The sequence below is a fragment of the Pseudomonas umsongensis genome (assembly GCF_012647205.1).
In the GTDB taxonomy this organism is placed as follows: Bacteria; Pseudomonadota; Gammaproteobacteria; order Pseudomonadales; family Pseudomonadaceae; genus Aquipseudomonas; species Aquipseudomonas umsongensis.
On record NZ_CP051487.1, the window covers coordinates 314,924 to 341,190 of the forward strand.

Consider the following 26,267-nt stretch of genomic DNA (forward strand, 5'->3'; position numbering starts at 1 on the left):
GAGGCGCGAACAATGTCCCAATCGTCTATTGCTGCCGCCTCTTCGGCCAACGCTGCCCGCCGTGGCAGTGCAACGTCGCGGCGAATCCTGATCGGCCTTGGCTGGCTGATTTTTGCGCTGTTCCTGTTACTGCCGCTGTTTATCGTGGTGTCCCAGGGTTTGAAAAATGGCCTGGGTGCGTTCTTCACCGCGATCTTCGAACCCGACGCACTGTCGGCGCTGAAACTCACGGTGATTGCCGTATTGATATCGGTGCCGTTGAACCTGGTGTTCGGCGTCAGCGCCGCATGGTGCGTGAGCAAGTACTCGTTCCGCGGCAAAAGCATGCTGGTGACCCTGATCGACCTGCCATTCTCGGTATCGCCCGTTATCGCCGGTCTGGTCTATGTGCTGATGTTCGGCGCCCAGGGGCTATTCGGCCCGTGGCTGCAGGATCACGACATCCAGATCGTCTTCGCCTTGCCGGGCATCGTGCTGGCGACGATTTTCGTCACAGTGCCGTTCGTGGCCCGTGAGCTGATCCCGCTGATGCAGGAACAAGGCACTCAGGAAGAGGAGGCCGCGCGTTTGCTCGGGGCCAATGGCTGGCAGATGTTCTGGCACGTCACCGTGCCCAACATCAAATGGGGCCTGATCTACGGCGTGGTGCTCTGTACCGCGCGGGCCATGGGTGAATTCGGTGCGGTGTCGGTGGTTTCCGGGCACATTCGCGGGGTGACCAACACCTTGCCGCTGCACGTCGAGATCCTCTACAACGAATACAACCACGTGGCCGCGTTCGCCGTGGCGAGCCTGTTGCTGATCCTGGCGCTCTTCATCCTGCTGCTCAAGCAGTGGAGCGAAAACCGTATTAACCGCCTGCGCGCCAGCGCCGCGGAGGAATGATTTCATGTCGATCGAAGTGCGTAATGTCAGCAAGAATTTCAATGCGTTCAAGGCGCTGAATGACATCAGCCTGGACATCCAGAGCGGTGAGCTGGTGGCGTTGCTTGGCCCGTCCGGCTGCGGCAAGACCACGTTGCTGCGGATCATCGCCGGCCTGGAAACCCCGGACCAGGGCAATATCGTGTTCCACGGCGAAGACGTCTCCGGCCACGACGTGCGTGATCGCAACGTCGGTTTCGTGTTCCAGCACTACGCCTTGTTCCGCCACATGACGGTGTTCGACAACGTCGCGTTTGGCCTGCGCATGAAGCCGAAAAACCAGCGCCCGAGCGAAAGCCAGATCGCAACCAAGGTTCACGAACTGCTGAACATGGTGCAGTTGGATTGGTTGGCTGATCGCTACCCGGAACAACTCTCCGGCGGTCAGCGTCAGCGTATCGCCCTTGCCCGCGCCTTGGCGGTGGAGCCGAAAGTGCTGCTGCTCGACGAACCCTTCGGCGCTCTCGACGCCAAGGTCCGCAAGGAGCTGCGGCGTTGGTTGGCGCGCCTGCATGAAGACATCAACCTGACGTCCGTTTTCGTGACCCACGACCAGGAAGAGGCGATGGAAGTCGCTGATCGCATCGTAGTGATGAACAAGGGCGTGATCGAACAGATCGGCTCGCCGGGTGATGTCTACGAAAATCCGGCCAGCGATTTCGTCTATCACTTCCTCGGCGATTCGAACCGCCTGCATCTGGGAGAAGACAATCACGTGCTGTTCCGTCCGCACGAAGTGTCGCTGTCGCGGCATGAACTGGAAGATCACCATGCGGCCGAAGTGCGGGATATCCGTCCGCTGGGCGCGACCACTCGCGTGACGCTGAAGGTCGAAGGGCAGAGTGATTTGATCGAGGCCGAAGTGGTGAAGGATCACGACAGCCTGATCGGCCTGGCGAAGGGTGAGACGCTGTTCTTCAAGCCGAAGGTCTGGCAGAAAGTCGCCAACCTCTAAAAGCTTCGCGAGCAGGCTCGCTCCCACATTTTGATCATCAGTGAACACAAAATCTGTGAACAACCGAGATCCACTGTGGGAGCGAGCCTGCTCGCGATTGCGATCTAGATAGCAGCACGCTTTGGATTAACCCGCACACCCCCCGCCCGCGCCTCGATCTGCTCTTTGAGTTCATGGCGCATCCCCAGCATGAACGCCAACTCAACCACCACAAATAACGGCCCGACAATCAACCCCGTCACATCATCGACAAACGCCGGCTTGCGACCTTCGTAGTGATGCCCGACAAACTGAATCGCCCAGCCAATCACAAACATTGCCGCACCACTGCTCAACCAGATCAGCGTGCTTTGCTGCGCGAGTGCCTGGCCGGCCCAAACGCACAGCCCCAGCAACACCGTCATCAGCACGCCGAGGCGCAACTCCAGGCGCAGGTAGAACCACGCCGACGCCAGTGACACCAGCACCGCAGGCGAAAGCCAGCCCCCGGCCCATTGCGGGCGGGACAACAAGACCGCCACTGCCACGACGATCAATGGAATGCCGACGAAGTGGGTGGCGATGTTGCGCGGGTCGCGGTGGTAGGCGGCGTATTGACTGATATGGTCAACGAGGCTTTTTTTCATTGTTATTCCTCCTGTAGGGTGACTGATCATGCCTTGGGGCCATTTCGCGCTCTGTCAGCCAGACGACAATCTCTAGGAGTTTTGATGGATAAGCAGGTCTGGCGTGCGCGCCTGATGCGTGGTCAGTGGTTCAGCCATCTGCCTGTGTCCCTACAGGATAGTCTGCTGGGTGCTGCGCGGGTGCGGCACCTGTCAGCGGGTCAGCGCCTGTTCCAGCGTGGCGATCCGCCCTGTGGGCTGTACGCGGTGCTTGAAGGTGCGGTTCGCGTCGGCGCCGTCAACGAGCAGGGCAAGGAGGCATTGCTGGGCCTGGTGGAATCGCCTAACTGGTTCGGCGAGATCTGCCTGTTCGACGGTCAGCCACGTACCCATGATGCGTTCGGCGTGGGGCAGAGCACGCTGCTGCACCTCCCGCAAACCGTGCTGCTCAAGATGCTCGACGAACAGCCAGGGCATTGGCGGCAACTGGCATTGCTGATGAGCCAGAAACTGCGCATGACCTTCATCAATCTCGAACAGTTGAGCCTGTTGCCGGCCCCGGCCCGGCTGGCGCATCGCTTGCTGATGATCGCCGAAGGCTACGGCCAGCTCGACGAACCGCGTCGCGTCCTGCAACTGCCGCAAGAACAGCTTGCTGCCATGTTGTCGCTGTCACGCCAGACCACCAACCAGATCCTCAAGGATCTGCAGGGGCAGGGGATATTGCGTCTCGGTTATGGCGAAATCGAAATCCTCGATGTGCAACGGTTGCGGGCGTTGGTTGTTGTTTAATGGTGGGCTTTGTCCGTGAACGCGCTTAGCCTGTCAGAACGACAGTCGAGGTGTGCCATGCGTGTACTGCTAGTAGAAGACAAACCAGGACTCGCCAAACTTCTGGCCAATGGCTTGAGTGAGGCAAGCTTTGTGGTGGATGTAGCGGTCAATGGTATGGACGGCCGGCGCTTTATCGAGAATGGCGAATATGAGCTGATTATCCTCGACGTCATGCTGCCAGGGCTCAACGGTTGGCAGTTGCTGCAACAGATCCGCAAGCTCGGCGAAACCCCTGTGCTGTTCCTCACCACCAAGGACGGCATCGAGGATCGCCTGCGTGGGTTGGAGTTGCACGAGGATGATTACCTGATCAAGCCGTTTTCCGTGAGTGAGCTGGTGGCGCGGGTGCGCAAGTTGTTGCGGCGGGATCGGGGGCGCTGAGTGGTTTCTGTGGTGCCTGTCCGGGCCTCTTCGCGAGCAGGCTCGCTCCCACATTAGACCGGGTCAGTCTGAACAACTCGTTCAACTGTGGGAGCGAGCCCGCTCGCGAAGAGGCCAGACGAGACAACCAACCTCCTGGATCAATCACCGCAACCCATCCCGAAACTGCCCCGGTGTCATCCCCGTCCAGCGCTTGAACGCACGGCTGAAGCTGCTGGTATCGGCAAATCCCAGCAAATAGCTGATCTCACTCAATGAGCATTGCGGATCACGCAGGTGCAGCAACGCCAGGTTTTCGCGGCTTTCGTTGAGCAGCGTATCGAACCGGCAACCCTCATCCGCCAGGTGCCGTTGCAGGCTGCGCAGACTCAGGTGCAGAGCCTTGGCGATGTGTTCGGCGCTGGGTTCGCCTTCCGGCAATTGCTCTTCAATGGCGTCGCGGACCTTGCGTTCCCACGTCAGCGGTTTGAGCTGCGCCAGGGTACGGTTGAGCACGGTTTCGTTGTGTTCGGCCAGTTCCGGGTTGGCATCGTCCAGGTGACTGTCGAAATCAGACAGCGCGAATTCCAGCCGATCCTCGCCGGTGGCGAAATACACCGGTGAGCGAAATACCTTGTGCCATTGGTGCGGGTCCGCCGGTTCAGGGCGACGCAAGTACACCGCCAGCGGTGCATAGTCGCGGCCCAGGCGATTGCGGCAAGTGCGCACATAAATCGCCACGAAGGCGTCGATGGCTTCGAAGGCCGGGGCTGGATTGCCTGGCGGGATTTTCAGATGGAAACAGTAGCGGTCATCGCAGCGGGTCAGCTCCAGTTCCAGGGCGTCGCTGACCACCTGGTGATAGCGCACGATGCGCTCGAAGACTTCGCGCAAGCTGCCGCTGGCCACCAGTGCATAACCTAGCGCGTGGAAGGTCGTGGGGCTGACGAAGCGCGAGACGCGCAGGCCAATCGCCGGGTCGCCGCTGACCTGTACCGCGATTTCCCACAGGCGCGTGGTGCCGGACAACGGATAGCGCGCATTCGGGTCGTCCATCAGTTGCGGGTCGAGCCCGGCCTGCTGGCACAGGGCGGTGCTGTCGAGGCCCAGGGCGTCGAGTTGCTTGCGCAGGGCGCGGGTCCAGCTGGCGAGGGAGGTCGGTTCAGTCATGCTGATTGGCGCTTCCGGTCAACAGGTTGGCGTTCTCGGCTACCGCTCCAGGTGTGTGAAGCGGGCAGGATGCGAACATCAATAACCAGAGGATGGAAGCATGCAAGGTACTTCTGCAAGTCCCCAGCGATTGAATGCAGCTGCGCGATCGGCACATATTCGTGAAGTGGTGCTGGCCAAGGGCGTAGAACTGCGCCAGCGCTACCCGATTCTCAAGCACCAGGACGCCTTGGGCGCGGGCATCCTGGCCTTCGCGCTGGCCGGGATGATCGGCTCGGCGGCGCTCTACATCCAGGGTCACATGGCTTGGTGGGTGTGCTTGCTGCTCAATGCTTTTTTTGCGTCCCTGACCCACGAACTCGAGCACGACCTGATTCACAGCATGTACTTTCGCAAACAGCGGGTGCCGCACAACGTGATGATGGGCCTGGTCTGGTTGGCGCGTCCGAGCACGATCAATCCGTGGATTCGTCGTCACCTGCACCTCAATCACCACAAGGTATCCGGCTCCGAAACCGACATGGAAGAGCGTGCCATCACCAACGGCGAGCCTTGGGGTTTCGCGCGGTTGTTGATGATTGGCGACAACATCATGTCGTCGTTCATCCGCATGCTGCGGGCCAAGACCTGGGCGATGAAGCTCAGCATCATCCAGCGCACCCTGAAGGTCTATGCACCGCTGGCGCTAATACATTGGGGCGCGTGGTATGTGTTTCTCGGTTTCCACACCGCGAACGGCATCGCCTACCTGATGGGCACGCCGATCGAGTGGTCGGCGACCATGGTGTCGGTGATGAGCGTGATTGATATCGCCGCGGTGGTGATCATCGGCCCGAATGTGCTGCGCACCTTTTGCCTGCACTTCATCAGTTCGAACATGCACTACTACGGCGACATCGAGCCGGGGAACGTGATGCAGCAGTGCCAGGTGCTGAACGCCTGGTGGCTGTGGCCGTTGCAGGCGTTCTGCTTCAACTTCGGCAGCAGCCACGGGATTCATCACTTTGTGGTGAAGGAACCGTTCTACATCCGCCAGATGACCGTGCCGGTGGCGCATAAAGTGATGCGTGAGATGGGGGTGCGGTTCAATGATTTCGGGACGTTTGCGCGGGCGAACCGGTTTGTGCGCAAGGACGAAGCTCAGGGTGAAACCGTAGAGGGCGTGCGCGTCTGATGGCCTCATCGCTGACTTGCCAGCGATAGCGATTTTTCAGACAACCTCAATCCGGCTGAAATGGCGGCTCACTCAATGTCTGGTCTCTGCAGCCCTTACAGAGCAAGGCCGCAGTAAATCACACATTGTTAATATTCGTTTTTGGTCTATCTATAACGTTAAAAATTACTTTAAGAGATAAGCGTCTGGCTTGATGATTAAGCCATCGGGTAGCAATTTGCTCGACCTCGGGCATCCCCATCGACTTCAAGATTCATTAAACCGACACCTATTTAGCGCGAAACGTTTATAGGAGGAATTCACCATGACGTTATTGATCAAGTTGTCGGTGATCACTACGCGCTGACAATTTTTCAAGTTTCCTGGGGCCGTCTCCTTGGCAGGGTGCGGCCCCTTTTTTTACCTGTAGGCTCTGGCTTGCCAGCGAAAGCGGTTTGTCAGGCGGTAGCTCTTTGACTGGAGGGACGCCTTCGCTGGCAAGCCAGCTCCCACAGTTCTTATATTCGATTAAGGACTTAATAAATAGCTTCTTATTCCTTAACGAATATAAATCCCATCCCTATACTCGATCAGGAACAGACACGCAGCAGGAGAGCTTGCCCCATGCGCAACGAATCAATTCGCTACCTGATTGTGCCGGGCTGGCAAGGATCGCCAGAAGATCATTGGCAAAGCCACTGGCAAAACAGTTTGCCGAACAGCGCACGGGTGGAGCAGGCGGACTGGCTGACGCCGCGTCGTGAAGACTGGGTGGCGGCGCTGGCCGAGGCGATTGCAGCCGACAGCACTCCCGTCATCCTGATCGCCCACAGCCTTGGCTGCATCACCGTCGCGCACTGGGCGGCTACGGCGCCAGTGCAGTTTCTGCGTCAGGTACGTGGTGCCTTGCTGGTCGCGCCAGCGGACGTCGAACGCCCGGCTTGCGCGCCGGCGCTGCGCAATTTTGCACCGATTCCAACCGATCTTTTGCCGTTTCCCAGCCAGGTTGTCAGCTCTGACAACGACAGCGCCGTCAGCGCGCCGCGGGCTCTGGAGCTGGCGCGTAACTGGGGCGCGGAGGCGGGGATCCTGGCGGGTGCCGGGCACATCAATGTGAAGTCGGGTCATCAGCGTTGGGAGCAGGGTTTTGCCTATCTCTATCGTCTGCAAAACCGCATGGAACACCACGCCCTGCGCCGCGCCTGAACCTTTTGTTTTTTTCAACGCCCCCGTCCCCTGGCGGTTTTGGGCGGGAGTCTGCCATGAGCTTTGAAACCTTTGGTCAGCCACTGCTGACCTTTCCCGATGCTGAAAAAAGTCCCCTGAGCATCCGCGCCAAGGCGCTGGTATTCGTCGACCCGCGCTCGCGGCAATTACGCCAGGAGCTGGAACAGCTGGCACCGCGCTCGATCTCGGTACTGATTCGTGGTGAAACCGGCAGCGGCAAGGAACTGCTGGCCCGGCACATCCACCGCGCCAGTGATCGCGGCGGTTTGTTCGTCTCGGTCAATTGCGGAGCAATCAGCCCAACCTATGCCGACGCCGAATTGTTCGGCTATGCCGCCGGCAGCTACAGCGGTTCTGCCAGCAGCCGCGCCGGTTGGTTCGGTTCGGCCAACGGTGGCACGTTGTACCTGGATGAAATCGGCGACCTGCCGCTGCCGATACAAATCAAATTGCTCGCCGCCCTGGAAAACCACGAAGTGACCCGCGTCGGTGCGCATCAACCGAGCCCGGTGGACGTGCGCCTGGTCGCCGCTACCAGTATCGACCTGGCCCAGGCTGTCGCCGCCGGGAAATTCCACGAGCGGCTCTACCATTACCTCAGCGAAGGTCAACTCGAACTACCAGCACTGCGCGAACGTGTGGGCGACATCCTGTCGTTGGCCGAATACTTCCTCGGCATCTACAGCCAGCGCCTGGACCTGCCAGTGCCGTTGATCAGCGAGGCCGCGCAAGCGGTGCTGGAGCGACATAGCTGGCCGGGCAATACCCGTGAGCTGGAAAACGTCATTCACTTTGCGCTGTTGGTGAGTACCGGCGACGAGATTTTGCCGGAGCATTTGAATTTGCCTGATGAAGGGCTGAAGCAGATCGAACAGCAGCTCAAGCGGATACTCGGAAGCGGCTCCACCACTGAGAAAGAAGCCTTGAGACGCCTTCTACAAAACGCCGGCCTCCTGTAGGAGCTGCCGCAGGCTGCGATCTTTTGATTTTCAGCTGCCTTGAGGTCACAAAGGAGCAAAATCAAAAGATCGCAGCCTGCGGCAGCTCCTACATGGGTTGTGGCGATGTATGAACAAAATGGAATATGAAAGTGAATAAAAGATATTGTTCGGGAATAAAAAATCCCGGTATTGTCCGCGTCACGCCAGCGATAGCACTTCACTGGCACCTAAATATCTAGCCGTCGCCACAAGCGACCGTGATTTTCGATAAGGACACTGCATGAAAAAGGTTCTGTTGTTCACCGCACTGGCGGCTGCCCTGACTGCGGGCCTGGCACAGGCTGGCGAGAAACTGGTGGTTGCGGCGACCCCGGTTCCACACGCCGAGATTCTCGAACTGATAAAGCCAACCCTCGCCAAAGAAGGCGTGGACCTGGAAATCAAGGTTTTCACCGACTACGTTCAGCCAAACGTGCAGGTCGACCAGAAGCGTCTGGACGCCAACTACTTCCAGACCCTGCCGTACCTGAAGAGCTTCAACGAAGGCAAAGGCACTCACCTGGAAACCGTGATCGGCGTTCACGTCGAACCGTTCGGTGGCTACTCGAAGAAAGTCAAAACCCTGGCCGAGCTGAAAGACGGCGCGACCATTGCCATCCCTAACGAAGGCAGCAACAGCGGCCGTGCCCTGATCCTGTTGCAGAAGGCTGGCCTGATCGAGTTGAAAGACCCGAAGAACGCCCTGGCCACCCCGAAAGACATCGCCAAGAACCCGCACAACTTCAAGTTCAAGGAGCTTGAGTCCGCCATGCTGCCGCGTGTGCTGGACCAGGTTGACCTGGACATGATCAACACCAACTACGCGCTGGAAGCGGGCCTGAACCCGGCCAAGGATGCACTGGTGATCGAAGGTGCCGATTCGCCTTACGTCAACTTCCTGGTTGCTCGTCCTGATAACAAGGACAGCGTCGCCATCCAGAAACTGGCCAAGGCCCTGACCAGCCCGGAAGTGAAAGCTTTCATCGAGAAGAAGTACAGCGGCGCGGTTTTGCCAGCGTTCTGATTCACGAGGTAAACCCGTTCCAGGTTGCCAACGCCGACAGCTGAGACAGCGTCGGCGTGATCGTTCCCACGCAGAGCGTGGGAACAATCCATGTGCCTCAATCCGGCCAATACCACGCCGGCTCATCCAGCATCCGCTGCCCGACAATCCCGGTTTGCCCGAGGTTTTTCTCCAGCACGATGCAATTGCACTGCGGGTCCTCTTGCAGTGCCGAAATCAGGCGTCGCGCATGGGACACCACCCACACCTGGCATTGCTCCGACGCCCGGATAATCAGCCTCGCCAGCGCTGGCAGCAGATCCGGATGCAGACTGGTTTCCGGTTCGTTCAGCACCATCAATGTCGGCGGCCGGGGCGTCAGCAGTGCCGCCACCAATAGCAAGTAACGCAACGTCCCGTCCGACAACTCAGCCGCCGACAACGGCCGCAGCAAACCTTCCTGATAGAACTCGATAGCAAAGCGTCCGCCGGGAAGCGGTTCGATGTGCAGTCGTGCACCGGGAAATGCGTCACTGATCGCGTTGCGCAATGCCTCGGGGTCGCCGATTTCGATAATGGTCTGCAATGCTGCCGCCAGGTCCCGACCGTCGTGGTGCAATACCGGGGTGCGGGTGCCCAGTTGTGGCTGACGCACCAGAGCGTCGGCATCGCTGCGAAAGTGATCGTAGAAGCGCCAGCGGCGGATGAACTCACGGGTCTCCAGGACTTCCGGCGAAGTACGCAGGCTGCCGACCTGATCGAACAGGCTGTCGAAATTCGGCGTGTGTTGCGCCAGCACGTCCCAGCTGCGGTTGGACCGACTGCGAATCAGCGGGCCGTCACGATCTACCAAAACGCTTGCTGGGCGATAGAACGTCCCGGCCCACAGACATTCGCGCTTGATTTGCGGGTCGAGGCTGAAACGTGACGGAATGGGTAAAGGGTTTCCAGGGAGCATGAAATGACCATTCGAATCGGGCAGCCCCAGGCTGATCGAGTATCCGAATTCTTCTCCGGTAAATCCCAATCGCAAACGCTTCACGCCCTGTCGCACCGTCGTCTCTACCGGCACTTCGCCATTGCGCATGCGCCGGGTGATGGTTTCTGGGCCGGCCCAGAAGGTCGAATGAAGTCCACCCTCGCGAGCCAACGCATTGACCACGCCACCCTGAGCCGTTTCCGCCAATAGGCGCAGCGCGCGGTAGAGATTGGATTTACCACTGCCGTTGGGGCCAGTAATCAGGTTCAACCGACCCAGCGGAATGACCAGTTTGTTGATCGAGCGGTAATTGGCCACCGCGAGGGTCTTGAGCATGAAGGACGTTCTCTGTAGGCGCTGCCGGAGACTGCGATCTTTTTTGATTCTTATCATTTAAATGCAAAAGATCTCAGCCTTTCGCAGCTCCTGTGTAGGAAATGACGATTATTGCGTAGGCGAAGGTTAATCCCTGTTCTAAGCTCACATGCGAATCGCGCCCGTTAAACGCAAAGGAGTCTGCATGGTTGGTCCCGGAATGAAAATAGCGCTTGGCCTGAGCCTGTTGGCCTTGCTGAGCGCCTGCAGTGAAGAGGCACCGGTCGAAAAGAACCGGCCCCGGGTTTTCGTGCAAGAGGTCAAGCTGGCCGACTACGCCGTCAACATCACGTTGACCGGTGATGTCCAGGCCCGGGTGCAGACCGAGTTGTCGTTCCGCGTCGGGGGCAAGATCATCCAGCGTATGGTGGATGTCGGTGACCGGGTCTCGGCCAGGCAAGTGCTCGCCCGGCTCGATCCCAAGGACCTGCAGACCAACGTCGATTCGGCCCAGGCCCAGGTTGTCGCCGAGCAGGCCAAGGTCAAGCAGAACGCCGCGGCCTTCGTACGCCAGCAGAAGTTGTTGCCCAAGGGCTATACGAGCCAGAGCGAATACGATTCCGCCCAGGCGGCCTTGCGCAGCACCCAAAGTTCGCTGGCGGCTGCCGAGGCGCAACTGGCCAACGCCCGTGAACAATTGAGCTACACCGCGTTGATCGCCGACGCACCGGGCGTGATCACGGCGCGGCAGGCCGAGGTCGGCCAGGTGGTGCAGGCCACGGTGCCGATTTTCAGCCTGGCCCGGGACGGGGATCGGGATGCGGTGTTCAACGTCTACGAGTCGCTACTGGCCGAGCCACCGTCGGACAGGGCGGTGGTGGTCAGTCTGCTGGATAATCCGGCGGTCAAGACCACCGGGACCGTGCGGGAAGTCACTCCGGCCGTCTCCGAGCAAACGGGTACGGTGCAGGTCAAAGTCACCCTCGACAGCTTGCCGCCAGGGATGCAATTGGGCTCGGTGGTGAGTGCCACCGCCAATACCCGGGGCAAGTCCGCCGTGGAGCTTCCGTGGTCGGCGCTGACCAAAAATGTCAGCGAGCCGGCGGTGTGGCTGGTGGATGGGGAGGGCAAGGCGCAATTGCACAACGTCAAGGTTGGCCGCTACCTGACCGGTAAAGTCATCATCAGCGCCGGACTGACCGGCGGTGAAAAAGTCGTCGTCGCGGGCGGTCAGTTACTGCACCCCGGTGTGACGGTGGAAATCGCCGAAGACACCTACAAGGATTTGTCTGTGGGGACTGCGCAATGAAGCGTCTGTTAGTGGTGCTCGCCGGTATGATGCTGCTGGCCTGCTCGAAAGAAGAACCCGCCCCGGAAATGGTGCGTCCAGTGTTGTCGATCACGGTCCAGGCCCTGGATGAGCAGAATCTCGGGCGTTTCGCGGGCAGCATCCAGGCCCGTTATGAAAGCAATATCGGTTTCCGAGTACCGGGGCGCATTGCCAGTCGCAGCGTCGATGTCGGTGCCGAAGTCGACAAAGGGGCCTTGCTCGCCACGCTTGATCCCACCGACCAGCAGAACCAGTTGCGTTCGGCCGAGGGCGACCTGGCGAGTGTCCAGGCGCAACTCATCAACGCCCAGGCCAGCGCCCGGCGACAGCAGCAATTGTTTGATCGCGGGGTGGGCTCCCAGGCGCAGCTCGACAGCGCACTCACCGACCTGAAAACCACCCAGGCCTCGCTCGACCAGGCCAAGGCCGCGGTCAGCCAAGCCAGGGACCAGCTCAACTATGTCGAGTTGCGCGCCGATCACAAGGCCGTGGTCACGGCGTGGAGTGCCGAAGCCGGGCAGGTCGTCACCGCGGGCCAGCAGGTGGTCACTTTGGCGCAGCCGGACATCAAGGAAGCGGTGATCGACCTGCCCGACACCTTGATCGACCAGTTGCCCGCCGACGTGGTGTTCCAGGTTGCCTCGCAACTGAACCCGAACATTGCCACCACGGCCATTGTGCGTGAAATCGAACCCCAGGCCGAAAGTGCGACCCGAACCCGGCGCGCACGCCTGACGCTGACCGAAACACCGCCGGCGTTTCGCCTCGGCACGGCGATCAGCGTGACCTTGAGTAGCGCGATCAAGCCGCGCATCGAGCTCCCCCTGAGTGCCTTGCAGGAGGTCGACGGCAAAAACCGCGTCTGGATCATTGATGCGCAGACGCAAACGGTTTCTCCAAGGGATGTCAGCATCGTCAGCCGTACGCAAACTACGGTGGTGCTGGCCAACGATATCAAGGCTGGCGAGCGAGTCGTCAGTGCCGGTGTGAACAGCCTCAAGCCGGGGCAGAAAGTGAAAGTCGATGAGGGCAACCCACAATGAAAGGGAGTTTCAACTTATCCGAATGGGCCCTCAAGCATCAGTCGTTCGTCTGGTATTTGATGTTTGTTTCTCTGCTGATGGGCGTCTTCTCGTACCTGAACCTGGGTCGCGAGGAAGACCCGTCGTTCACCATCAAGACCATGGTGATCCAGACCCGCTGGCCCGGTGCAACCCAGGAAGAAACCCTCAAGCAGATCACCGACCGTATCGAGAAAAAGCTCGAAGAGCTTGATTCCCTCGACTACGTGAAAAGCTATACCCGCCCTGGCGAATCCACGGTCTACGTGTACTTGCGCGATACCACCAAGGCCAAGGACATCCCGGAAATCTGGTACCAGGTGCGCAAGAAAATCGGCGACATCCGCTACTCGTTTCCCCAGGGCATTCAGGGGCCGTCGTTCAACGACGAGTTCGGTGACGTGTTTGGTTCGATCTACGCCTTCACCGCCGATGGCCTGTCGTTGCGCCAGTTGCGCGATTACGTCGAGCAGGCGCGCGCCGATATCCGCGGTGTGCCGGGGCTGGGCAAGATCGAGATGGTCGGCCAGCAGGACGAAGTGCTCTACCTGAATTTCTCGACACGCAAACTGGCGGCGCTGGGCATCGACGAGCAGCAAGTCGTACAAGCCCTGCAGACCCAGAACGCCGTGACGCCGTCCGGGGTGATCGAAGCCGGTCCGGAGCGGATTTCCGTGCGCACGTCCGGGCAGTTCATTTCCGAGAAGGATCTGGCCAACGTCAACTTGCGGCTCAATGACCGTTTCTATCGCCTGGCCGATATCGCCGATATTCGCCGTGGTTACGTCGACCCGTCGACCCCGGAATTTCGCTTCAATGGCCAACCCGCCATCGGTTTGGCCATTGCGATGCAAACGGGCGGCAACATCCAGGACTTCGGTAAGGCCCTGCACCAGCGCATCAATGAGCTGACGGCCAATCTGCCGGTGGGCGTCGGTGTGCACAACGTGTCCGATCAGTCTGTCGTCGTGGAAGCGGCCGTAGGCGGGTTCACCAGTGCGTTGTTCGAAGCCGTGGTGATCGTGTTGGTGGTCAGCTTCATCAGCCTCGGCGTACGCGCGGGGCTGGTGGTGGCGTGCTCGATCCCGCTGGTGCTGGCGATGGTCTTCGTGTTCATGGAATACAGCGGCATCACCATGCAGCGGATTTCCCTCGGCGCATTGATTATCGCCCTCGGACTTTTGGTGGATGACGCGATGATCACCGTCGAGATGATGGTCTCGCGTTTGGAACTGGGCGAAACCAAGGAACAGGCCGCGACCTTTGCCTACACTTCGACCGCCTTCCCGATGCTCACCGGTACGCTGGTAACAGTGGCGGGTTTCGTCCCCATTGGTCTCAATGGCAGCTCAGCCGGTGAATACACCTTCACCCTGTTTGCGGTCATTGCAGTGGCCATGTTGGTCTCGTGGGTTGTCGCGGTGTTGTTCGCCCCGGTGATTGGCGTGCACATCCTCAGTACCAATGTGAAGCCGCACTCGGCAGAGCCCGGGCGCCTCGGGCGGGCGTTCAATGGCGGCCTGCTGTGGAGCATGCGTAACCGCTGGTGGGCGATCGGCATAACGGTGCTGCTGTTCGGGTTGTCGGTGGTCGGCATGCGCTTTGTGCAGAACCAGTTCTTCCCGGCCTCGGATCGCCCGGAAATCCTGGTGGATCTGAACCTGCCGCAAAATGCCTCGATTGATGAAACCCGCAAAGCCGTGGATAAACTTGAAGCGACCCTCAAGGGCGACCCCGACATCGTGCGCTGGAGTACCTACATCGGCCAGGGCGCGATTCGTTTCTACCTGCCCCTCGACCAGCAACTGCAGAACCCTTACTACGCTCAGCTGGTGATTGTGAGTAAAGACTTCGAGACGCGCGCAGCCCTCAGTGACCGCCTGCGCGAACGCCTGCGCAAAGACTTCGTCGGCATCGGCAGTTTCGTCCAGGCCCTGGAAATGGGCCCACCCGTGGGGCGGCCGATCCAGTACCGCGTCAGCGGCCCGGACATTGACCAGGTGCGCAAGCACGCCATCGATCTGGCCAGCCAACTGGACAAGAACCCGCACATCGGTGAAATCATTTTCGACTGGAACGAGCCAGGCAAGGTACTGCGCATCGACATCGCCCAGGACAAGGCGCGCCAGCTCGGCTTGTCGTCCGAAGACGTGGCGAACCTGATGAACAGCATCGTCAGCGGCTCGACGGTGACCCAGGTCGACGACGATATCTATCTGATCAACGTGGTCGGTCGCGCCGTGGACGCCGAGCGGGGCTCACCGGATACCCTGCAGAACCTGCAGATCCTCACACCGGGCGGCACCTCCATTCCACTGCTGGCGTTTGCCTCCGTGCGCTACGAACTCGAGCAACCGCTGGTGTGGCGTCGCGACCGCAAACCGACAATCACCATCAAGACGGCGGTCATCGGTGATATCCAGCCAACCGATCTGGTGACACAGCTCAAGCCGGATATCGAAAAATTCGCCGCCTCGTTGCCGGCTGGCTACAAGGTCGCCACGGGCGGTACGGTGGAGGAAAGCGCCAAGGCCCAGGGGCCGATCAACAAGGTGGTGCCGTTGATGGTGTTCCTGATGGCCACCTTCCTGATGATTCAGCTGCACAGCGTGCAGAAGATGTTCCTGGTGGCCAGCGTCGCGCCGCTGGGGCTGATTGGCGTGGTGCTGGCGCTGGTGCCGACCGGAACGCCGATGGGCTTCGTGGCGATCCTCGGCATCCTGGCGCTGATCGGTATCATCATCCGCAACTCGGTGATCCTGGTGACCCAGATCGATGAGTTCGTGGCACAAGGTTCGTCACCCTGGGATGCGGTGGTGGAAGCTACCGAGCATCGTCGTCGACCGATCCTGCTGACCGCGGCGGCGGCGAGCCTGGGCATGATCCCGATTGCCCGGGAAGTGTTCTGGGGGCCGATGGCCTACGCGATGATTGGCGGGATCATCGTCGCCACCTTGCTGACGCTGCTGTTTTTGCCGGCCTTGTATGTGGCCTGGTACAAGATTCGCGAGCCGAAGAAAGAAGTGCGCTAAGACGAGCGCTGCGCGCTCATCGCGGGCAAGCCCGCGATGGCGTCAGTACTGACTACGAAGACTTGCGCCATACACTCGCCAACCAAGGCTGCTGCTCGCGCGGCAGCCCCGCTGGCCGGTAGTAATGCTCCAGCTCCACAAAGCCCGCTTCGGTCAGCAATTGCTGCCATGCCTTCAGGTCGTGATACGACCCATAGCGTGGCCCGTTCCAGCCTTCCTGGTTGTCGCCACGGGGATTGGAACTGAACAACACACCACCTGCCTTCAATGCCGTGCGCAGCTCTTTCAATACCCGGGGCAGCTCCTGGCGCGGGATGTGAAACAACACCGCATTGGCAAAAATCCCATCGAAGCGTTCCTGAGGCAAATCCAGCTTCAGGAAGTCCTGCTGCCAGACCTCGCAACCGCTGTCCTCCCGGGCCATTTGCGCAAACTTCTGCGAGCCATCAAGGCCTACCGCCGTGTGGCCCATGCGCGTAAAGGTCTGCAGGTCGCGACCGGGACCACAGCCAAAATCGAGAATGTCGAACGGCGGCTCGCCCTGAATATGCCGCAACAGCGCGTCGATGTTCTGGCTGACATCGTGATCGCGGGTGCCTTCGCGGAAACTTTCGGCCACCGAGTTGTAATGGCCCAGAGTCGTGGACGTGATCTGCTCGAGGTCGGCGGGAGTCTGTTTCATGGTCGGCTGCGCAGGTAAAGGGAGATGCGCAAACTATAAGCGCTTTCGCGCTTTAAAGATCGCAGCCTTCGGCAGCTCCTACAGAGGAGCTCCCTGTAGGAGCTGCCGAAGGCTGCGATCTTTTGATCTTGATTCAGCTCTTCTTCATCCCCAGGCACTCAATGGAATGATCCACCATCGCCTTGGCAATCTCCAGCAAATGCCAGACCGAGAACACCATTGCACGGTCGGCGCCCTTTAGATGGTCGCCACATTGATAGGCTGTGACCGAGGCGCAGCGCAGCAGATCGGCGATGTAGAGTTGGGTGTCTTCGAAGCTCACGTCTTTGCTGACGTTGTAGAACCGCAGTTCGTCGGGCGGGGAGGGTTGATCGCCGGTGAGGTAGAAATCAATGGCGCGGTAGAGCGCTGATCGATCCCTGAGCGGGTCTTTTTCGGGGGGTGGGTCGGGTACTGATCTTTCCATGTGTTGCTCCTATTGCTGCATGGGAGCCGACACTTTTCGCCTACTAAACGATTGGGTGGCGGCTGTACGCAGGTTAGTAGGCCGGTCAATAGGAGAAACCGGTGCACCCGAAGGTACCCCACGCACAGCCACCATTTTCTGCATGCGGCAAAGTGCCGGACATGAGCATGGAATTGCTATGCGCCTATTGTTCCGGGCTACTAAACCCGATCACTGATGAGCAGTGACGGACCGAGACTAACCACGGAGTTTGGCAGGCGCAAGCGAGCGGAATAATCTAGGAAACGTCCTGCAAAGGAAAGGGATTGAGCCTTCAGAATTGCCGATTTTCTTGTACGAAATATCGCCAAGATCGCAGCCTTCGGCAGCTCCTACAGGGTGTACACATTCCCTGTGGCGCCACCCTGTAGGAGCTGCCGAAGGCTGCGATCTTTTGATCTTGATCTAACGTTTGTTCAATCCCCGAGCCAACCGATCCCCACCCAACTGAATCACCGCCACCAACGCCACCAGCAACACGATCACCGTCAGCATGATCTGGCTATCGAAGCGCTGATACCCATACCGATAGGCAATGTCCCCCAACCCACCGGCACCAATCGCCCCCGCCATGGCAGATGAGTTGATCATCGTCACCAGGGTGATGGTGAAGCCCCCGACAATCCCCGGCAGCGCCTCAGGCAACAGCACATGCCAGACGATGTGCTCACGTCGGCAGCCCATGGCCTGTGCGGCTTCGATCAAGCCGTGATCGACTTCGCGCAAGCTGACTTCAGCGATGCGCGCAAAGAACGGCGTAGCGGCGATGGTCAATGGCACCACGGCTGCCCAAACGCCGTACGTGGTACCGACGATCAAGCGAGTGAACGGAATCAACGCCACCATCAGGATCAGGAACGGAATCGAGCGGAACAGGTTTACGAAGGCACCCAGTGCGCGGTTAAGCGCCGGGGCTTCGTAGATGCCGCCCTTGGAACTGGTGACCAGGATCACTGCCAGCGGAATGCCCGCCATCAGTGCAATCAACGACGACACGCCGACCATCAGAAACGTGTCGATGAAACCCTGCAGCAAGCGATCAAACCACATAACCCAATACCTCTACCTGTTGCGCCCAATGGCCGGCGCGTTCGCGCAGTTCTTCGGCGCCGAGGGGCGAACCTGTCACCGCCAGCAGCAGTTGCCCGAGCGCATGCCCCTGAATCCGTTCCACGCCACCCTGCAGCAAACGCACGCGGCCACCGAGTGCACTGAACAGTGCGGCAAGGTCCGGTTCGGCCTGGGCCGTTCCGGTGAACTGCAGGCGCAGTACCACCGCGTCTTCCGCGGACTGCGGTTGCGGATGCAAGCGGCTTTGCAGCTCTGGCGGCAGGGCGTGTTGCAACGGTGCGAGCAGGGTCTTGCTGACCTCATGCTGCGGGTTGCCGAAGACCTCCCACACCGGGCCTTGTTCGACGATGCGCCCGTGTTCCAGCACCACGACGCGATCACAGATCTCGCGGATCACCGCCATTTCATGGGTGATCAGAATGATCGTCAGGCCCAGGCGCTGATTGATCTCGCGCAGCAGGCCGAGGATCGATTGCGTGGTCTCCGGGTCCAGTGCCGAAGTGGCTTCGTCGCACAGCAGAATCGCCGGGTCGTGAACCAGGGCGCGGGCGATGCCGACGCGCTGTTTCTGGCCGCCGGACAGTTGCGCCGGGTAAGCCTTGTGCTTGGCTTGCAAGCCCACCAGTTCCAGCAGTTCACGAACCTTCTGCTCGCGCTTTTCCTTGGGTACGCCGGCGACTTTCAGCGGCAGCTCGACGTTCTGCCAAACCGTCTTGGCGGACATCAGGTTGAAGTGCTGGAAGATCATGCCGATGCGCCGACGCAACGCCACCAGATGGTCTTCATCGAACTCGCCGATGTCCACTTGATCGATCAGCACGCGCCCCGACGTCGGTTGTTCGAGGCGGTTGATGGTGCGGATCAGCGACGACTTGCCGGCGCCGCTACGACCGATGATGCCGAACACTTCACCGTGCTGGATCGCCAGGTCGATGCCCTGCAACGCGGCCACCGGACCTTGCTTGCCGTCATAGGTTTTACCCAGGCCGATGAAGCGCACGTGAGCGCGGTTCAGGTCCGGGTGCAGTTCGGTCTGTTCAGCTTTCTGGGGCTCTGGAATATCCAGTCGCCGTTGGATCGCAGCTGTCATGCTCAGCTCTCCCAACCGGCTTGGTAGAGCTTGCCGTGGGCTTTATCCAAGGCTGCGCGAACGGCTGGCGAGTGCTGGTAGATGTCGACGAACTTGATCAGGCGCGGGTCGGTTTTGCTCTTCGGCTGGATCACGAACTGGATCACGTATTCCTTGTGGTCGAGGCCGTCGAACAGCAGGGCAGAACCGGCGTCGAAGGTTTTAGCCAGGCGAATATAGGCCGGGTAGCCCTGGACGAGATCGGCGTCGTCGTAGGCACGTACCAGTTGCACGGCTTCGACTTGCAGGATCTTGATGTTCTTCGGGTTGGCGATGATGTCTTCTTCGGTGGCCTTGTAGCCGACCCCCGGTTTAAGCGTGATCAAGCCGGCCTTGGCCAACAGCTGCAAGCCACGCCCGCTGTTGATCGGGTCGTTGGCGATGGCCACGCTGGCGCCTTGCGGTAGCTCGTCGAAGCTTTTGTACTTCTTCGAGTAGAGACCGACATTGTTGATGATCCCCGGTGCAAAGGGCACCAGGTCAAACCCTGAGGCATTCTTGGCGTTTTCCAGGAACGGGATGTGTTGGAAGTAGTTCACGTCGATGTCGCCGGCGGCGAGGCTGACGTTGGGCGCGATCCAGTCGGTGAATTCCACCAGTTCAACTTTCAGGCCTTGTTTGCCGGCCTCTTCTACGGCCGCTTCCAGAGGAATGGCGAAGGCGGCGGTGGTGCCGATTTTCAGCGGCGCATCGGCGGCGAAAACCGCGGAGCTGAACAGGCCGAGGGCCAGGGCCAGTGCTTTGACTGGGTGGGTCAGGAGTTTCTTGGTCATGTTGGTTATTCCAGTCAGTACATAAATTTGGCCGATCGTTCCCACGCTCTGCGTGGGAACGCCTCTCGGGACGCTCCGCGTCCCTGCGGCTGTGACGCGGAGCGTCACTGGCTGCATTCCCACGCAGAGCGTGGGAACGATCAGTTACAAGGGTTAGTGTCGGTAGTGAGATCCGGTGTGTTGCTCAGGCAAATGCGCCCCTTCGTGAAACAGCTTTTCGCGCAACGAGCCACCGTCATAGGCGGTCTTGTACGACCCACGCCGTTGCAACTCCGGGATCACCAGCTCAATGAAATCCACATAGCTTTCCGGTGTGACGATGCGCGTCAGGTTGAAGCCGTCCAGGCCGGTTTCGGCGATCCACGATTCCAGCTCATCGGCCACTTGCCCGGGCGAGCCGACCACGGTGATGTAGCGGCCACCCAGGGCGTGTTGCTCCAGCAATTTGCGCCGGGTCCAGTCGTTGTTCTGCAGGTTTTTGGTCGCCGACTGGATCGCGTTGCTCTTGACGTACTGGATCGGTTCGTCGATGCCATACTCGGAAAAATCGATGCCGGTGGAGGCCGAAAAATGCGCCACGCCGGCCTCGGCGCTGGCGTAGCTCAGGTATTCGGCGTGCTTGGCCCAAGCGAGTTCTTCAGTTGCGCCGACGATCACGTTCAAGCCCATGAACACTTTGATGTCCTCAGGGTTGCGCCCGGCCTCGACGGCGCTGGCGCGAACCTTGTCCACCTGGACCTTGGTCGACGGTTTGTTCTGGCCGCTGATGAACACGCACTCGGCGTGGCGCCCGGCGAACAGCAAACCGCGATCGGAACTACCCGCCTGGAATAGCACCGGGGTGCGCTGCGGTGACGGCTCGCACAGGTGATAACCCTCCACCTGATAGAACTCGCCCTTGTGTTCGACCTTGTGTACTTTTTCAGGCGCAGCGTAGATGCGCTGCTGCGGATCGTTGAGTACCGCGCCGTTTTCCCAACTGCCTTCCCAGAGTTTGTAGAGCACCTCCAGGTATTCATCGGCCTGGTCGTAGCGGCGGTCATGCTCGACTTGTTCGTTCAGGCCCATGGCCTTGGCCGCGCTGTCGAGGTAACCGGTGACGATGTTCCAACCGACTCGACCGCGACTCAGATGATCCAGCGTCGACATGCGCCGGGCGAACAGGTACGGCGGTTCGTAGGTGAGGTTGGCGGTGAGGCCGAAGCCAAGGTTTTTCGTCACCGCAGCCATCGCCGAAACCAGCAGCAACGGGTCGTTGACCGGCAGCTGGATCGACTCTTTGAGCGGCACGTCCACCGAGTTCTGGTACACGTCATAGACGCCGACGATATCCGCGATGAATAAGCCGTCGAACAACCCGCGTTCCAGCACCTGTGCCAGTTCGGTCCAGTATTCGATCGTCTTGTACTGGGTCGAGGTGTCCCGTGGATGCGTCCACAAGCCATGGTTGATGTGCCCGATGCAGTTCATGTTGAACGCGTTGAGCAGGATCTTCTTTTTCGCCTCGGCCATCAGATGGTCCCCCGCAGTGGCGGGTTTTCATCGTTGAGGTAGTAGTTGCCGACTGCGTGATATTTCCAGCGCACCGGGTCGTGCAGGGTATGCACCCGGGCGTTGCGCCAATGGCGATCCAGACCGTGCTCGATCAGGGTGGCCTGGCTGCCGGCCAATTCGAACAAGGTGGTGCCGGCGGCGAGGGAAATTTCAGTGCTGATGGCGCGAGCCTCGGCGACCGCAATCGACGCGGCAGCGACGCTCTCGGCATGAGTATCGGCCTGGGCCTTGTCGAGCAATTCACCAGCGCGCTCAAGCAAGGCTTCGGCAGCGTGCAGACGAATGCTCAAATGGCCGAAACTCTTGAGGGTCAGTGGGTCGTCGCTGGCTTTTTCATGGGTGGCGTCGATCCATGGCCGGGTTTTGGTGCGCACGAAATGCAGCGCGTCTTCATAGGCCGCGCGGGCGATGCCTGTGTCGATGGCGGCATGGAGAATCTGCGCCAGCGGGCCGACCGGTGTCGGCCGCTCGAAGGCGGTCTGGAACGGGATCACGTCTTCGGCGGCCACAAAGACCTCTTCGAACACCACCGAGCCGCTACCGGTGGTGCGCTGGCCGAAGCCGCTCCAGTCGTCGATCACCGTCAGGCCCTTGCTGTTGCGCGGGACAAAAGCCAGTTGCTGCACGCCGTTTTCATCGATCACCGAGGTCGGGATGCGCTGGGCGTAGATCGCGCCGGTGGCGTAGAACTTTCGACCGTTGATGCGATAGCCATCGCCATCGCGTGTCAGACGGGTGACGCGATCATGGGCGGTTTTTGTCCCCAGCTCTGCCAGTGCATTACCAAAGCGCTGGCCGGCCAGTACTTCGGCGTACAGGCGCTTTTTCTGCGCTTCGCTGCCATTCACGCGTAGCACTTCCAGCGCATAGAAGTGGTTCTGCGGGATTTGCCCGAGGGAACCATCCGCTTGGGCGATCAGTGCGATGACCTTGGCCAGGCTGACGTTGGAAACGCCCGCGCCGCCATACGCCTTCGGCACGCTGATGCCCCACAGGCCCGAGCGGGAGAACACCTCCAGCTCGGGGTGTGGCAAGCGACGTTCACGGTCGCGCAGGGCGCTGTCGCGTTTGAAATCTTCGGCCAGATCGCTGGCGACGATCAGGGCTTGCTCATCGCTGGTGATGACTGCGACGTGTTGAGAAAGGGTCATGTGTTTCTCCAGAGCTCTGGTAAAAAAGTGTCTGGCCGTCAAATCCAGGAATGCCGAGCCGGCAACGTGCCGTTCAGGTAATAGGCGCCAACCGCGTGGTATTTCCAGCGCACCGGGTCATGCAGGGTGTGCACCCGGGCGTTGCGCCAATGGCGGTCGAGGTTGAACTCGGCAAGGGTGGCGCGGCTGCCGGCCAGCTCGAACAGCTTTTCACTGGCCAGCAACGAGATTTCGGTGGTCAACACTTTGGCTTCGGCGACGGCAATCGAAGCGCGGGCAGCGGACTCAGCGGTGAGCGGTGCGGCGCTCACCTGGTCGAGCACCTGCCCGGCCTTGCGCAGCAGCGCTTCGGCGGCGTGCAGTTCGATTTTCAGCTTGCCGATATCGGCGATGACGTACAGGTCATCGCAGGCCCGTTCAACGTTGGCGTCAACCCATGGCCGGGCGCGGGTTTTCACGAACTTGATGGCGTCATCAATCGCGCCCCGGGCGATGCCGGCATCGATGGCCGCCTGGATCAGTTGCGAAACCGCGCCCTGAGTATTGGGCTTTTCATTGATCTTCCAGTTATCCACCACCAGCTCGGCGTCGACTCGCACGTTGTTGAGCAAAATGGTGCCGCTGGCGGTGGTGCGCTGGCCAAAACCGGACCAGTCATCGACGATGCGCAACCCCGGCGTACCGCGACGAACGAAGGCCAGCACTTGCTTGCCGTCGTCATTGAGCGCCTTGACCGCGACCCAGTGCGCGAACAGCGCGCCGGTGGAATAAAACTTCTGGCCGTTGAGGACAAAACCGTCGCCATCGGCAGTGATGCGCGCCTTGAGTTCAAGGGTGTTTTTAGCGCCACGTTCCGGTCCGGCATTACCAATGCGCCAGCCTTCGAGCACGCTTTTGAACAGCTGTTTTTTCTGCGCTTCGGTAGCGCTGCCGAGTATCAGGTTCAGGATGCCGAACTGGTTCTGCGGAATCTGCCCCAAGGCCGGGTCCGCCGCGGAAATGATCGCGAACACCTCGGCGAGGGTGACGAAGGAAACCTCTGGACCACCGTACTCGCGGGGAATGGCAATGCTGCCCAGGCCGCTTCGAGTGAATTGTTCGATTTCCGACCACGGCAACTTGCGTTGCTGGTCGCGCCTGGCCGCCTGCAAGAGAGCGACTTGCGCCAGTTCATGGGCGGCCTTGATGGCTTGGGCGTCGTTGCGCAGCACTTGCGCGGGCAACAACAATGGGGCGATGTCCAGGTCACTCTGGACGATTGCATCAGCCAGACTGGACATCAGTGCCACTCCTTGGCTACACGCAATGCCCTGGCGATCTGCACTGGGGTGATTGTGTTCCGGACCATACCTACCTCACATCTCATGAAAACGCCGCGGGGTGCGGCGAACGAAAACAAGAATGTCCGGTGGTCCGGTGTATATACCCTAATCTTGTATAAATATTTTTAAAACTAACTTTTAGGAATATGCATAGAAGGTCCCAAGATCGCAGCCATCGCTAGCGATGTTCCGCGGCCTGGAGGTGATCGCTCTTCGGCTCCTTGAGGTAGGGATTGGCACAACCAATCTTCAATGTCCGTGCGGGTGCCCAGCGAGAATTGTTGCCTACGCGATCGAGGATGCAGTAAGTCACTTCAAGTCGCAGGTCTTCGCCGGCTTCCAGAATGATCGCCGGAGGCACCCAGACCTGAACCGGCTGGCCCACATCGCGTTCCTTGAGTGGGGGCAAATCCATGCGGGCATCGCCCCATCGCAAGGTAATTTCGTCATCGGCGGCCATGTTCACATAGGGCTCGATGGTCACCGGCACGCCACGCTTGATCTGGTTAGGGTTCACTCCCTGGCGTCGAATTGTCCCGGGAATGTTTACCGGGGCCAGGCTCTGATTTTCGTCACCACTGAACGCAGATACCTGCCCGCCCGGACACTCGAGTTTGGACTGCACGCGCTGGGCGGGGGATACGATCGGTGCTTGTCCTATCTGCATGATTCGATAGTGGACGTATGAAGAGCCGCTAGCGATAAAACTCTCGGGTACCCGTAGCTGGACGGGTTGGCCAATCTCGTTGGCCGTCAGGACCCTGGAAGCGACGAAGCAGTTGTCCCAGAACAGTTCGATCAGGTCGCCTTCGTCCATCGCGGGGTAGGGCGGCACCTCGATCAGCAAGTGCGTCGCCGAGGCGAGGTTGATCCCTACCTTGTGCGATTGCGCGAGAGTCGGGGCGGCAAGTCCGGTTTTAGTTGAGGTGCTTTTCATGGAAGTCTCCTTGATGTTTTGCAATGAAGTCCGTTTGGGGAAAACAAAACGTGAATTCGAACAGCAAAACCGTTCATTACTTTGAGTTTAAATAATGACTGGGCGCGAGCGGTGCCGCTGGAAAGAGACTAGATAAGAGTTAGCTAGAGTAAGTGTCAATAGAGTGGGTTGGTTAAAAGGGATGTCTGGCGTTATTCAGAATTATCCTACGCTTTGAAGTTAATAAACTGTCCAGATACGTCGAATATACTTGCCAAGGGCGCCATCTTTTGAGGGTTGGTGTTGCTTGGGCGGTGGTCGAGAATCAGTCATTAAACTGTTGCGCTATACATATATGTATCGAGTGCACTGACAAAATATGCTTGTCGCGCACAGGTATATAAATATTCTAAGGATTGGGTTTTGTGGCAGGAAGGTGTAACTTCCATCCATGGAAGTTGACAAGTGTTACGAGGGATTTAATGGTGTGCGTTGTTCAGGAACTTGCTGAGAAACTGTTTCGTGCGCTCTTCCTTGGGGTTGGCAAACAATGCCTTGGCCTCGCCTTGTTCGACGATCACACCCTTGTCAAAAAACACCACGCGATTGGCCACGTCACGGGCGAAAGCCATTTCGTGGGTGACGATGACCATGGTGCGGTTCTCGTCGGCCAGGCCGCGGATGGTCGCCAGCACTTCACCCACAAGCTCCGGGTCGAGTGCCGAGGTCGGTTCGTCGAACAGAATCACTTCCGGTTCCATCGCCAGCGCGCGGGCAATCGCCACGCGCTGTTGCTGACCACCGGAAAGGCGGCGCGGGTAGGCGTCCTCCTTGCCTGCCAGGCCGACCTTGGCCAACAGCTTTTTACCCAGGGCAACGGCGTCGGCGTGCGGGATCTTCTTGACGATGATCGGGCCTTCGATAACGTTTTCCAGGGCTGTGCGGTGGGGGAACAGGTTGAAGTTCTGAAACACGAAGCCCACGTGCTGGCGCAAACGGCGCACCAGGCTCTGTTGCTGGTTCAATGGGCGGCTGGTATCGACTTCGATGTCGCCGACCTTGATCCGGCCGCTGGTGGGTGCTTCGAGGAAGTTCAGGCAACGCAGGAAGGTGGTCTTGCCCGAGCCGCTTGGCCCGATGATTGCCACCACCTCACCTTCCTTCACTTGCAGATCGATGCCGTTGAGCACGACTTGACCCTTGAACTGCTTTGTCAGTTTTTCCACGACAATCATG

At 59.6% G+C, this 26,267-nt stretch carries 24 protein-coding genes; 11 read left to right on the top strand and 13 right to left on the bottom strand.

Going from position 1 to position 26,267, the window contains the following annotated elements; translation table 11 throughout:
• Window positions 1-12 precede the first annotated feature (12 nt).
• Both cysW and HGP31_RS01395 read left to right on the top strand, forming a co-directional pair.
• Window positions 13-885: a sulfate ABC transporter permease subunit CysW gene (cysW, locus tag HGP31_RS01390; protein ID WP_008055400.1), complete on the top strand. Its 873-nt coding sequence runs from the start codon at window positions 13-15 to the stop codon at window positions 883-885.
• A gap of 4 nt (window positions 886-889) precedes the next feature.
• A complete protein-coding gene (locus tag HGP31_RS01395) occupies window positions 890-1,879 on the top strand; it encodes a sulfate/molybdate ABC transporter ATP-binding protein (protein ID WP_020795833.1) in 990 nt (329 codons plus the stop codon).
• A gap of 104 nt (window positions 1,880-1,983) precedes the next feature.
• Here HGP31_RS01395 and HGP31_RS01400 read toward each other — a convergent pair whose 3' ends face one another.
• Complete coding sequence (locus tag HGP31_RS01400; RefSeq protein ID WP_168757063.1) at window positions 1,984-2,505, bottom strand: Mpo1 family 2-hydroxy fatty acid dioxygenase; 522 nt, start codon at window positions 2,503-2,505, stop codon at window positions 1,984-1,986.
• Between the two features lie 84 nt (window positions 2,506-2,589).
• Between HGP31_RS01400 and HGP31_RS01405 the strand changes: the two genes are divergently transcribed.
• A complete protein-coding gene (locus tag HGP31_RS01405) occupies window positions 2,590-3,276 on the top strand; it encodes a Crp/Fnr family transcriptional regulator (protein WP_020795831.1) in 687 nt (228 codons plus the stop codon).
• A gap of 57 nt (window positions 3,277-3,333) precedes the next feature.
• The gene (locus HGP31_RS01410; RefSeq protein ID WP_168757064.1) at window positions 3,334-3,699 is read left to right on the top strand and encodes a response regulator; all 366 of its coding nucleotides are present in this window, start codon (window positions 3,334-3,336) and stop codon (window positions 3,697-3,699) included.
• A gap of 144 nt (window positions 3,700-3,843) precedes the next feature.
• Here HGP31_RS01410 and HGP31_RS01415 read toward each other — a convergent pair whose 3' ends face one another.
• The gene (locus HGP31_RS01415) at window positions 3,844-4,848 is read right to left on the bottom strand and encodes an AraC family transcriptional regulator (RefSeq protein ID WP_020795829.1); all 1,005 of its coding nucleotides are present in this window, start codon (window positions 4,846-4,848) and stop codon (window positions 3,844-3,846) included.
• Between the two features lie 100 nt (window positions 4,849-4,948).
• On the opposite strand from HGP31_RS01415, the gene HGP31_RS01420 reads away from it, so the two are divergent.
• The 4 genes from HGP31_RS01420 to HGP31_RS01435 all read left to right on the top strand — a co-directional run bounded on the left by HGP31_RS01420 (window position 4,949) and on the right by HGP31_RS01435 (window position 9,232).
• Complete coding sequence (locus tag HGP31_RS01420; RefSeq protein WP_168757065.1) at window positions 4,949-6,022, top strand: fatty acid desaturase; 1,074 nt, start codon at window positions 4,949-4,951, stop codon at window positions 6,020-6,022.
• Window positions 6,023-6,625: 603 nt separating this feature from the next.
• The gene (locus HGP31_RS01425) at window positions 6,626-7,207 is read left to right on the top strand and encodes an alpha/beta hydrolase (RefSeq protein ID WP_007972928.1); all 582 of its coding nucleotides are present in this window, start codon (window positions 6,626-6,628) and stop codon (window positions 7,205-7,207) included.
• Between the two features lie 56 nt (window positions 7,208-7,263).
• Window positions 7,264-8,187, top strand: a complete 924-nt coding sequence (locus HGP31_RS01430; RefSeq protein ID WP_168757066.1) for a sigma 54-interacting transcriptional regulator — start codon at window positions 7,264-7,266, stop codon at window positions 8,185-8,187.
• Between the two features lie 262 nt (window positions 8,188-8,449).
• Window positions 8,450-9,232, top strand: a complete 783-nt coding sequence (locus tag HGP31_RS01435) for a MetQ/NlpA family ABC transporter substrate-binding protein (protein WP_007972924.1) — start codon at window positions 8,450-8,452, stop codon at window positions 9,230-9,232.
• Window positions 9,233-9,329: 97 nt separating this feature from the next.
• On the opposite strand, the gene HGP31_RS01440 is transcribed toward HGP31_RS01435, so the two are convergent.
• Window positions 9,330-10,526, bottom strand: coding sequence for an AAA family ATPase (locus HGP31_RS01440; RefSeq protein WP_020795826.1), 1,197 nt, complete (start codon window positions 10,524-10,526; stop codon window positions 9,330-9,332).
• 184 nt (window positions 10,527-10,710) lie between these two features.
• Here HGP31_RS01440 and HGP31_RS01445 point away from each other — a divergent pair, with 184 nt between their 5' ends.
• Genes HGP31_RS01445 through HGP31_RS01455 form a run of 3 tightly spaced genes read left to right on the top strand, consistent with a single transcriptional unit; the run spans window position 10,711 to window position 15,928 of the window.
• Window positions 10,711-11,814, top strand: coding sequence for an efflux RND transporter periplasmic adaptor subunit (locus HGP31_RS01445; RefSeq protein WP_033045258.1), 1,104 nt, complete (start codon window positions 10,711-10,713; stop codon window positions 11,812-11,814).
• The gene (locus HGP31_RS01450) at window positions 11,811-12,878 is read left to right on the top strand and encodes an efflux RND transporter periplasmic adaptor subunit (protein WP_033045259.1); all 1,068 of its coding nucleotides are present in this window, start codon (window positions 11,811-11,813) and stop codon (window positions 12,876-12,878) included. The genes HGP31_RS01445 and HGP31_RS01450 overlap by 4 nt, the downstream gene beginning before the upstream one ends.
• A complete protein-coding gene (locus HGP31_RS01455) occupies window positions 12,875-15,928 on the top strand; it encodes an efflux RND transporter permease subunit (RefSeq protein ID WP_168757067.1) in 3,054 nt (1,017 codons plus the stop codon). Before HGP31_RS01450 ends, HGP31_RS01455 begins: the two co-directional genes overlap by 4 nt.
• A gap of 52 nt (window positions 15,929-15,980) precedes the next feature.
• Here the strand turns inward: HGP31_RS01455 and HGP31_RS01460 are convergent, their stop codons facing one another.
• The 10 genes from HGP31_RS01460 to tcyN form a co-directional block, all read right to left on the bottom strand.
• Window positions 15,981-16,610, bottom strand: coding sequence for a class I SAM-dependent methyltransferase (locus HGP31_RS01460; protein WP_168757068.1), 630 nt, complete (start codon window positions 16,608-16,610; stop codon window positions 15,981-15,983).
• Window positions 16,611-16,743: 133 nt separating this feature from the next.
• Window positions 16,744-17,076, bottom strand: a complete 333-nt coding sequence (locus HGP31_RS01465; RefSeq protein WP_020795821.1) for a DUF6124 family protein — start codon at window positions 17,074-17,076, stop codon at window positions 16,744-16,746.
• A gap of 444 nt (window positions 17,077-17,520) precedes the next feature.
• A complete protein-coding gene (locus HGP31_RS01470) occupies window positions 17,521-18,165 on the bottom strand; it encodes a methionine ABC transporter permease (RefSeq protein WP_168757069.1) in 645 nt (214 codons plus the stop codon).
• The gene (locus tag HGP31_RS01475) at window positions 18,155-19,276 is read right to left on the bottom strand and encodes a methionine ABC transporter ATP-binding protein (RefSeq protein WP_151143823.1); all 1,122 of its coding nucleotides are present in this window, start codon (window positions 19,274-19,276) and stop codon (window positions 18,155-18,157) included. Before HGP31_RS01475 ends, HGP31_RS01470 begins: the two co-directional genes overlap by 11 nt.
• Window positions 19,277-19,278: 2 nt before the next feature.
• Window positions 19,279-20,088 carry a MetQ/NlpA family ABC transporter substrate-binding protein gene (locus HGP31_RS01480; RefSeq protein WP_020795818.1) on the bottom strand — a complete coding sequence of 270 codons (810 nt, stop codon included), beginning with the start codon at window positions 20,086-20,088 and terminating at the stop codon, window positions 19,279-19,281.
• A gap of 153 nt (window positions 20,089-20,241) precedes the next feature.
• Entirely contained in the window at window positions 20,242-21,600 is a 1,359-nt protein-coding gene (locus tag HGP31_RS01485; protein WP_151143825.1) for an LLM class flavin-dependent oxidoreductase, read from the bottom strand.
• On the bottom strand, window positions 21,600-22,793 hold the full coding sequence (locus tag HGP31_RS01490) for an SfnB family sulfur acquisition oxidoreductase (protein ID WP_168757070.1): 1,194 nt from the start codon (window positions 22,791-22,793) through the stop codon (window positions 21,600-21,602). The genes HGP31_RS01485 and HGP31_RS01490 overlap by 1 nt, the downstream gene beginning before the upstream one ends.
• A 38-nt stretch (window positions 22,794-22,831) precedes the next feature.
• Entirely contained in the window at window positions 22,832-24,073 is a 1,242-nt protein-coding gene (locus tag HGP31_RS01495; RefSeq protein ID WP_168757071.1) for an SfnB family sulfur acquisition oxidoreductase, read from the bottom strand.
• Between the two features lie 220 nt (window positions 24,074-24,293).
• A complete protein-coding gene (locus HGP31_RS01500; protein WP_020795813.1) occupies window positions 24,294-25,052 on the bottom strand; it encodes a hypothetical protein in 759 nt (252 codons plus the stop codon).
• A 458-nt stretch (window positions 25,053-25,510) separates the two neighbouring features.
• Window positions 25,511-26,266, bottom strand: a complete 756-nt coding sequence (gene tcyN / locus HGP31_RS01505) for an L-cystine ABC transporter ATP-binding protein TcyN (protein WP_020795812.1) — start codon at window positions 26,264-26,266, stop codon at window positions 25,511-25,513.
• Between the last annotated feature and the right edge of the window lies 1 nt (window position 26,267).

Coding starts and splice junctions, on each gene's coding strand:
- HGP31_RS01425 (WP_007972928.1), top strand. CDS start 6,626: ATGCGCAACGAATCAATTCGCTACCTGATTGTGCCGGGCTGGCAAGGA.
- HGP31_RS01415 (WP_020795829.1), bottom strand. CDS start 4,848: ATGACTGAACCGACCTCCCTCGCCAGCTGGACCCGCGCCCTGCGCAAG.
- HGP31_RS01460 (WP_168757068.1), bottom strand. CDS start 16,610: ATGAAACAGACTCCCGCCGACCTCGAGCAGATCACGTCCACGACTCTG.
- HGP31_RS01440 (WP_020795826.1), bottom strand. CDS start 10,526: ATGCTCAAGACCCTCGCGGTGGCCAATTACCGCTCGATCAACAAACTG.
- HGP31_RS01475 (WP_151143823.1), bottom strand. CDS start 19,276: ATGACAGCTGCGATCCAACGGCGACTGGATATTCCAGAGCCCCAGAAA.
- HGP31_RS01400 (WP_168757063.1), bottom strand. CDS start 2,505: ATGAAAAAAAGCCTCGTTGACCATATCAGTCAATACGCCGCCTACCAC.
- HGP31_RS01435 (WP_007972924.1), top strand. CDS start 8,450: ATGAAAAAGGTTCTGTTGTTCACCGCACTGGCGGCTGCCCTGACTGCG.
- HGP31_RS01470 (WP_168757069.1), bottom strand. CDS start 18,165: ATGTGGTTTGATCGCTTGCTGCAGGGTTTCATCGACACGTTTCTGATG.
- HGP31_RS01405 (WP_020795831.1), top strand. CDS start 2,590: ATGGATAAGCAGGTCTGGCGTGCGCGCCTGATGCGTGGTCAGTGGTTC.
- HGP31_RS01485 (WP_151143825.1), bottom strand. CDS start 21,600: ATGGCCGAGGCGAAAAAGAAGATCCTGCTCAACGCGTTCAACATGAAC.
- HGP31_RS01500 (WP_020795813.1), bottom strand. CDS start 25,052: ATGAAAAGCACCTCAACTAAAACCGGACTTGCCGCCCCGACTCTCGCG.
- HGP31_RS01450 (WP_033045259.1), top strand. CDS start 11,811: ATGAAGCGTCTGTTAGTGGTGCTCGCCGGTATGATGCTGCTGGCCTGC.
- HGP31_RS01490 (WP_168757070.1), bottom strand. CDS start 22,793: ATGACCCTTTCTCAACACGTCGCAGTCATCACCAGCGATGAGCAAGCC.
- HGP31_RS01480 (WP_020795818.1), bottom strand. CDS start 20,088: ATGACCAAGAAACTCCTGACCCACCCAGTCAAAGCACTGGCCCTGGCC.
- HGP31_RS01430 (WP_168757066.1), top strand. CDS start 7,264: ATGAGCTTTGAAACCTTTGGTCAGCCACTGCTGACCTTTCCCGATGCT.
- HGP31_RS01495 (WP_168757071.1), bottom strand. CDS start 24,073: ATGTCCAGTCTGGCTGATGCAATCGTCCAGAGTGACCTGGACATCGCC.
- tcyN (WP_020795812.1), bottom strand. CDS start 26,266: ATGATTGTCGTGGAAAAACTGACAAAGCAGTTCAAGGGTCAAGTCGTG.
- HGP31_RS01420 (WP_168757065.1), top strand. CDS start 4,949: ATGCAAGGTACTTCTGCAAGTCCCCAGCGATTGAATGCAGCTGCGCGA.
- HGP31_RS01455 (WP_168757067.1), top strand. CDS start 12,875: ATGAAAGGGAGTTTCAACTTATCCGAATGGGCCCTCAAGCATCAGTCG.
- cysW (WP_008055400.1), top strand. CDS start 13: ATGTCCCAATCGTCTATTGCTGCCGCCTCTTCGGCCAACGCTGCCCGC.
- HGP31_RS01410 (WP_168757064.1), top strand. CDS start 3,334: ATGCGTGTACTGCTAGTAGAAGACAAACCAGGACTCGCCAAACTTCTG.
- HGP31_RS01445 (WP_033045258.1), top strand. CDS start 10,711: ATGGTTGGTCCCGGAATGAAAATAGCGCTTGGCCTGAGCCTGTTGGCC.
- HGP31_RS01395 (WP_020795833.1), top strand. CDS start 890: ATGTCGATCGAAGTGCGTAATGTCAGCAAGAATTTCAATGCGTTCAAG.
- HGP31_RS01465 (WP_020795821.1), bottom strand. CDS start 17,076: ATGGAAAGATCAGTACCCGACCCACCCCCCGAAAAAGACCCGCTCAGG.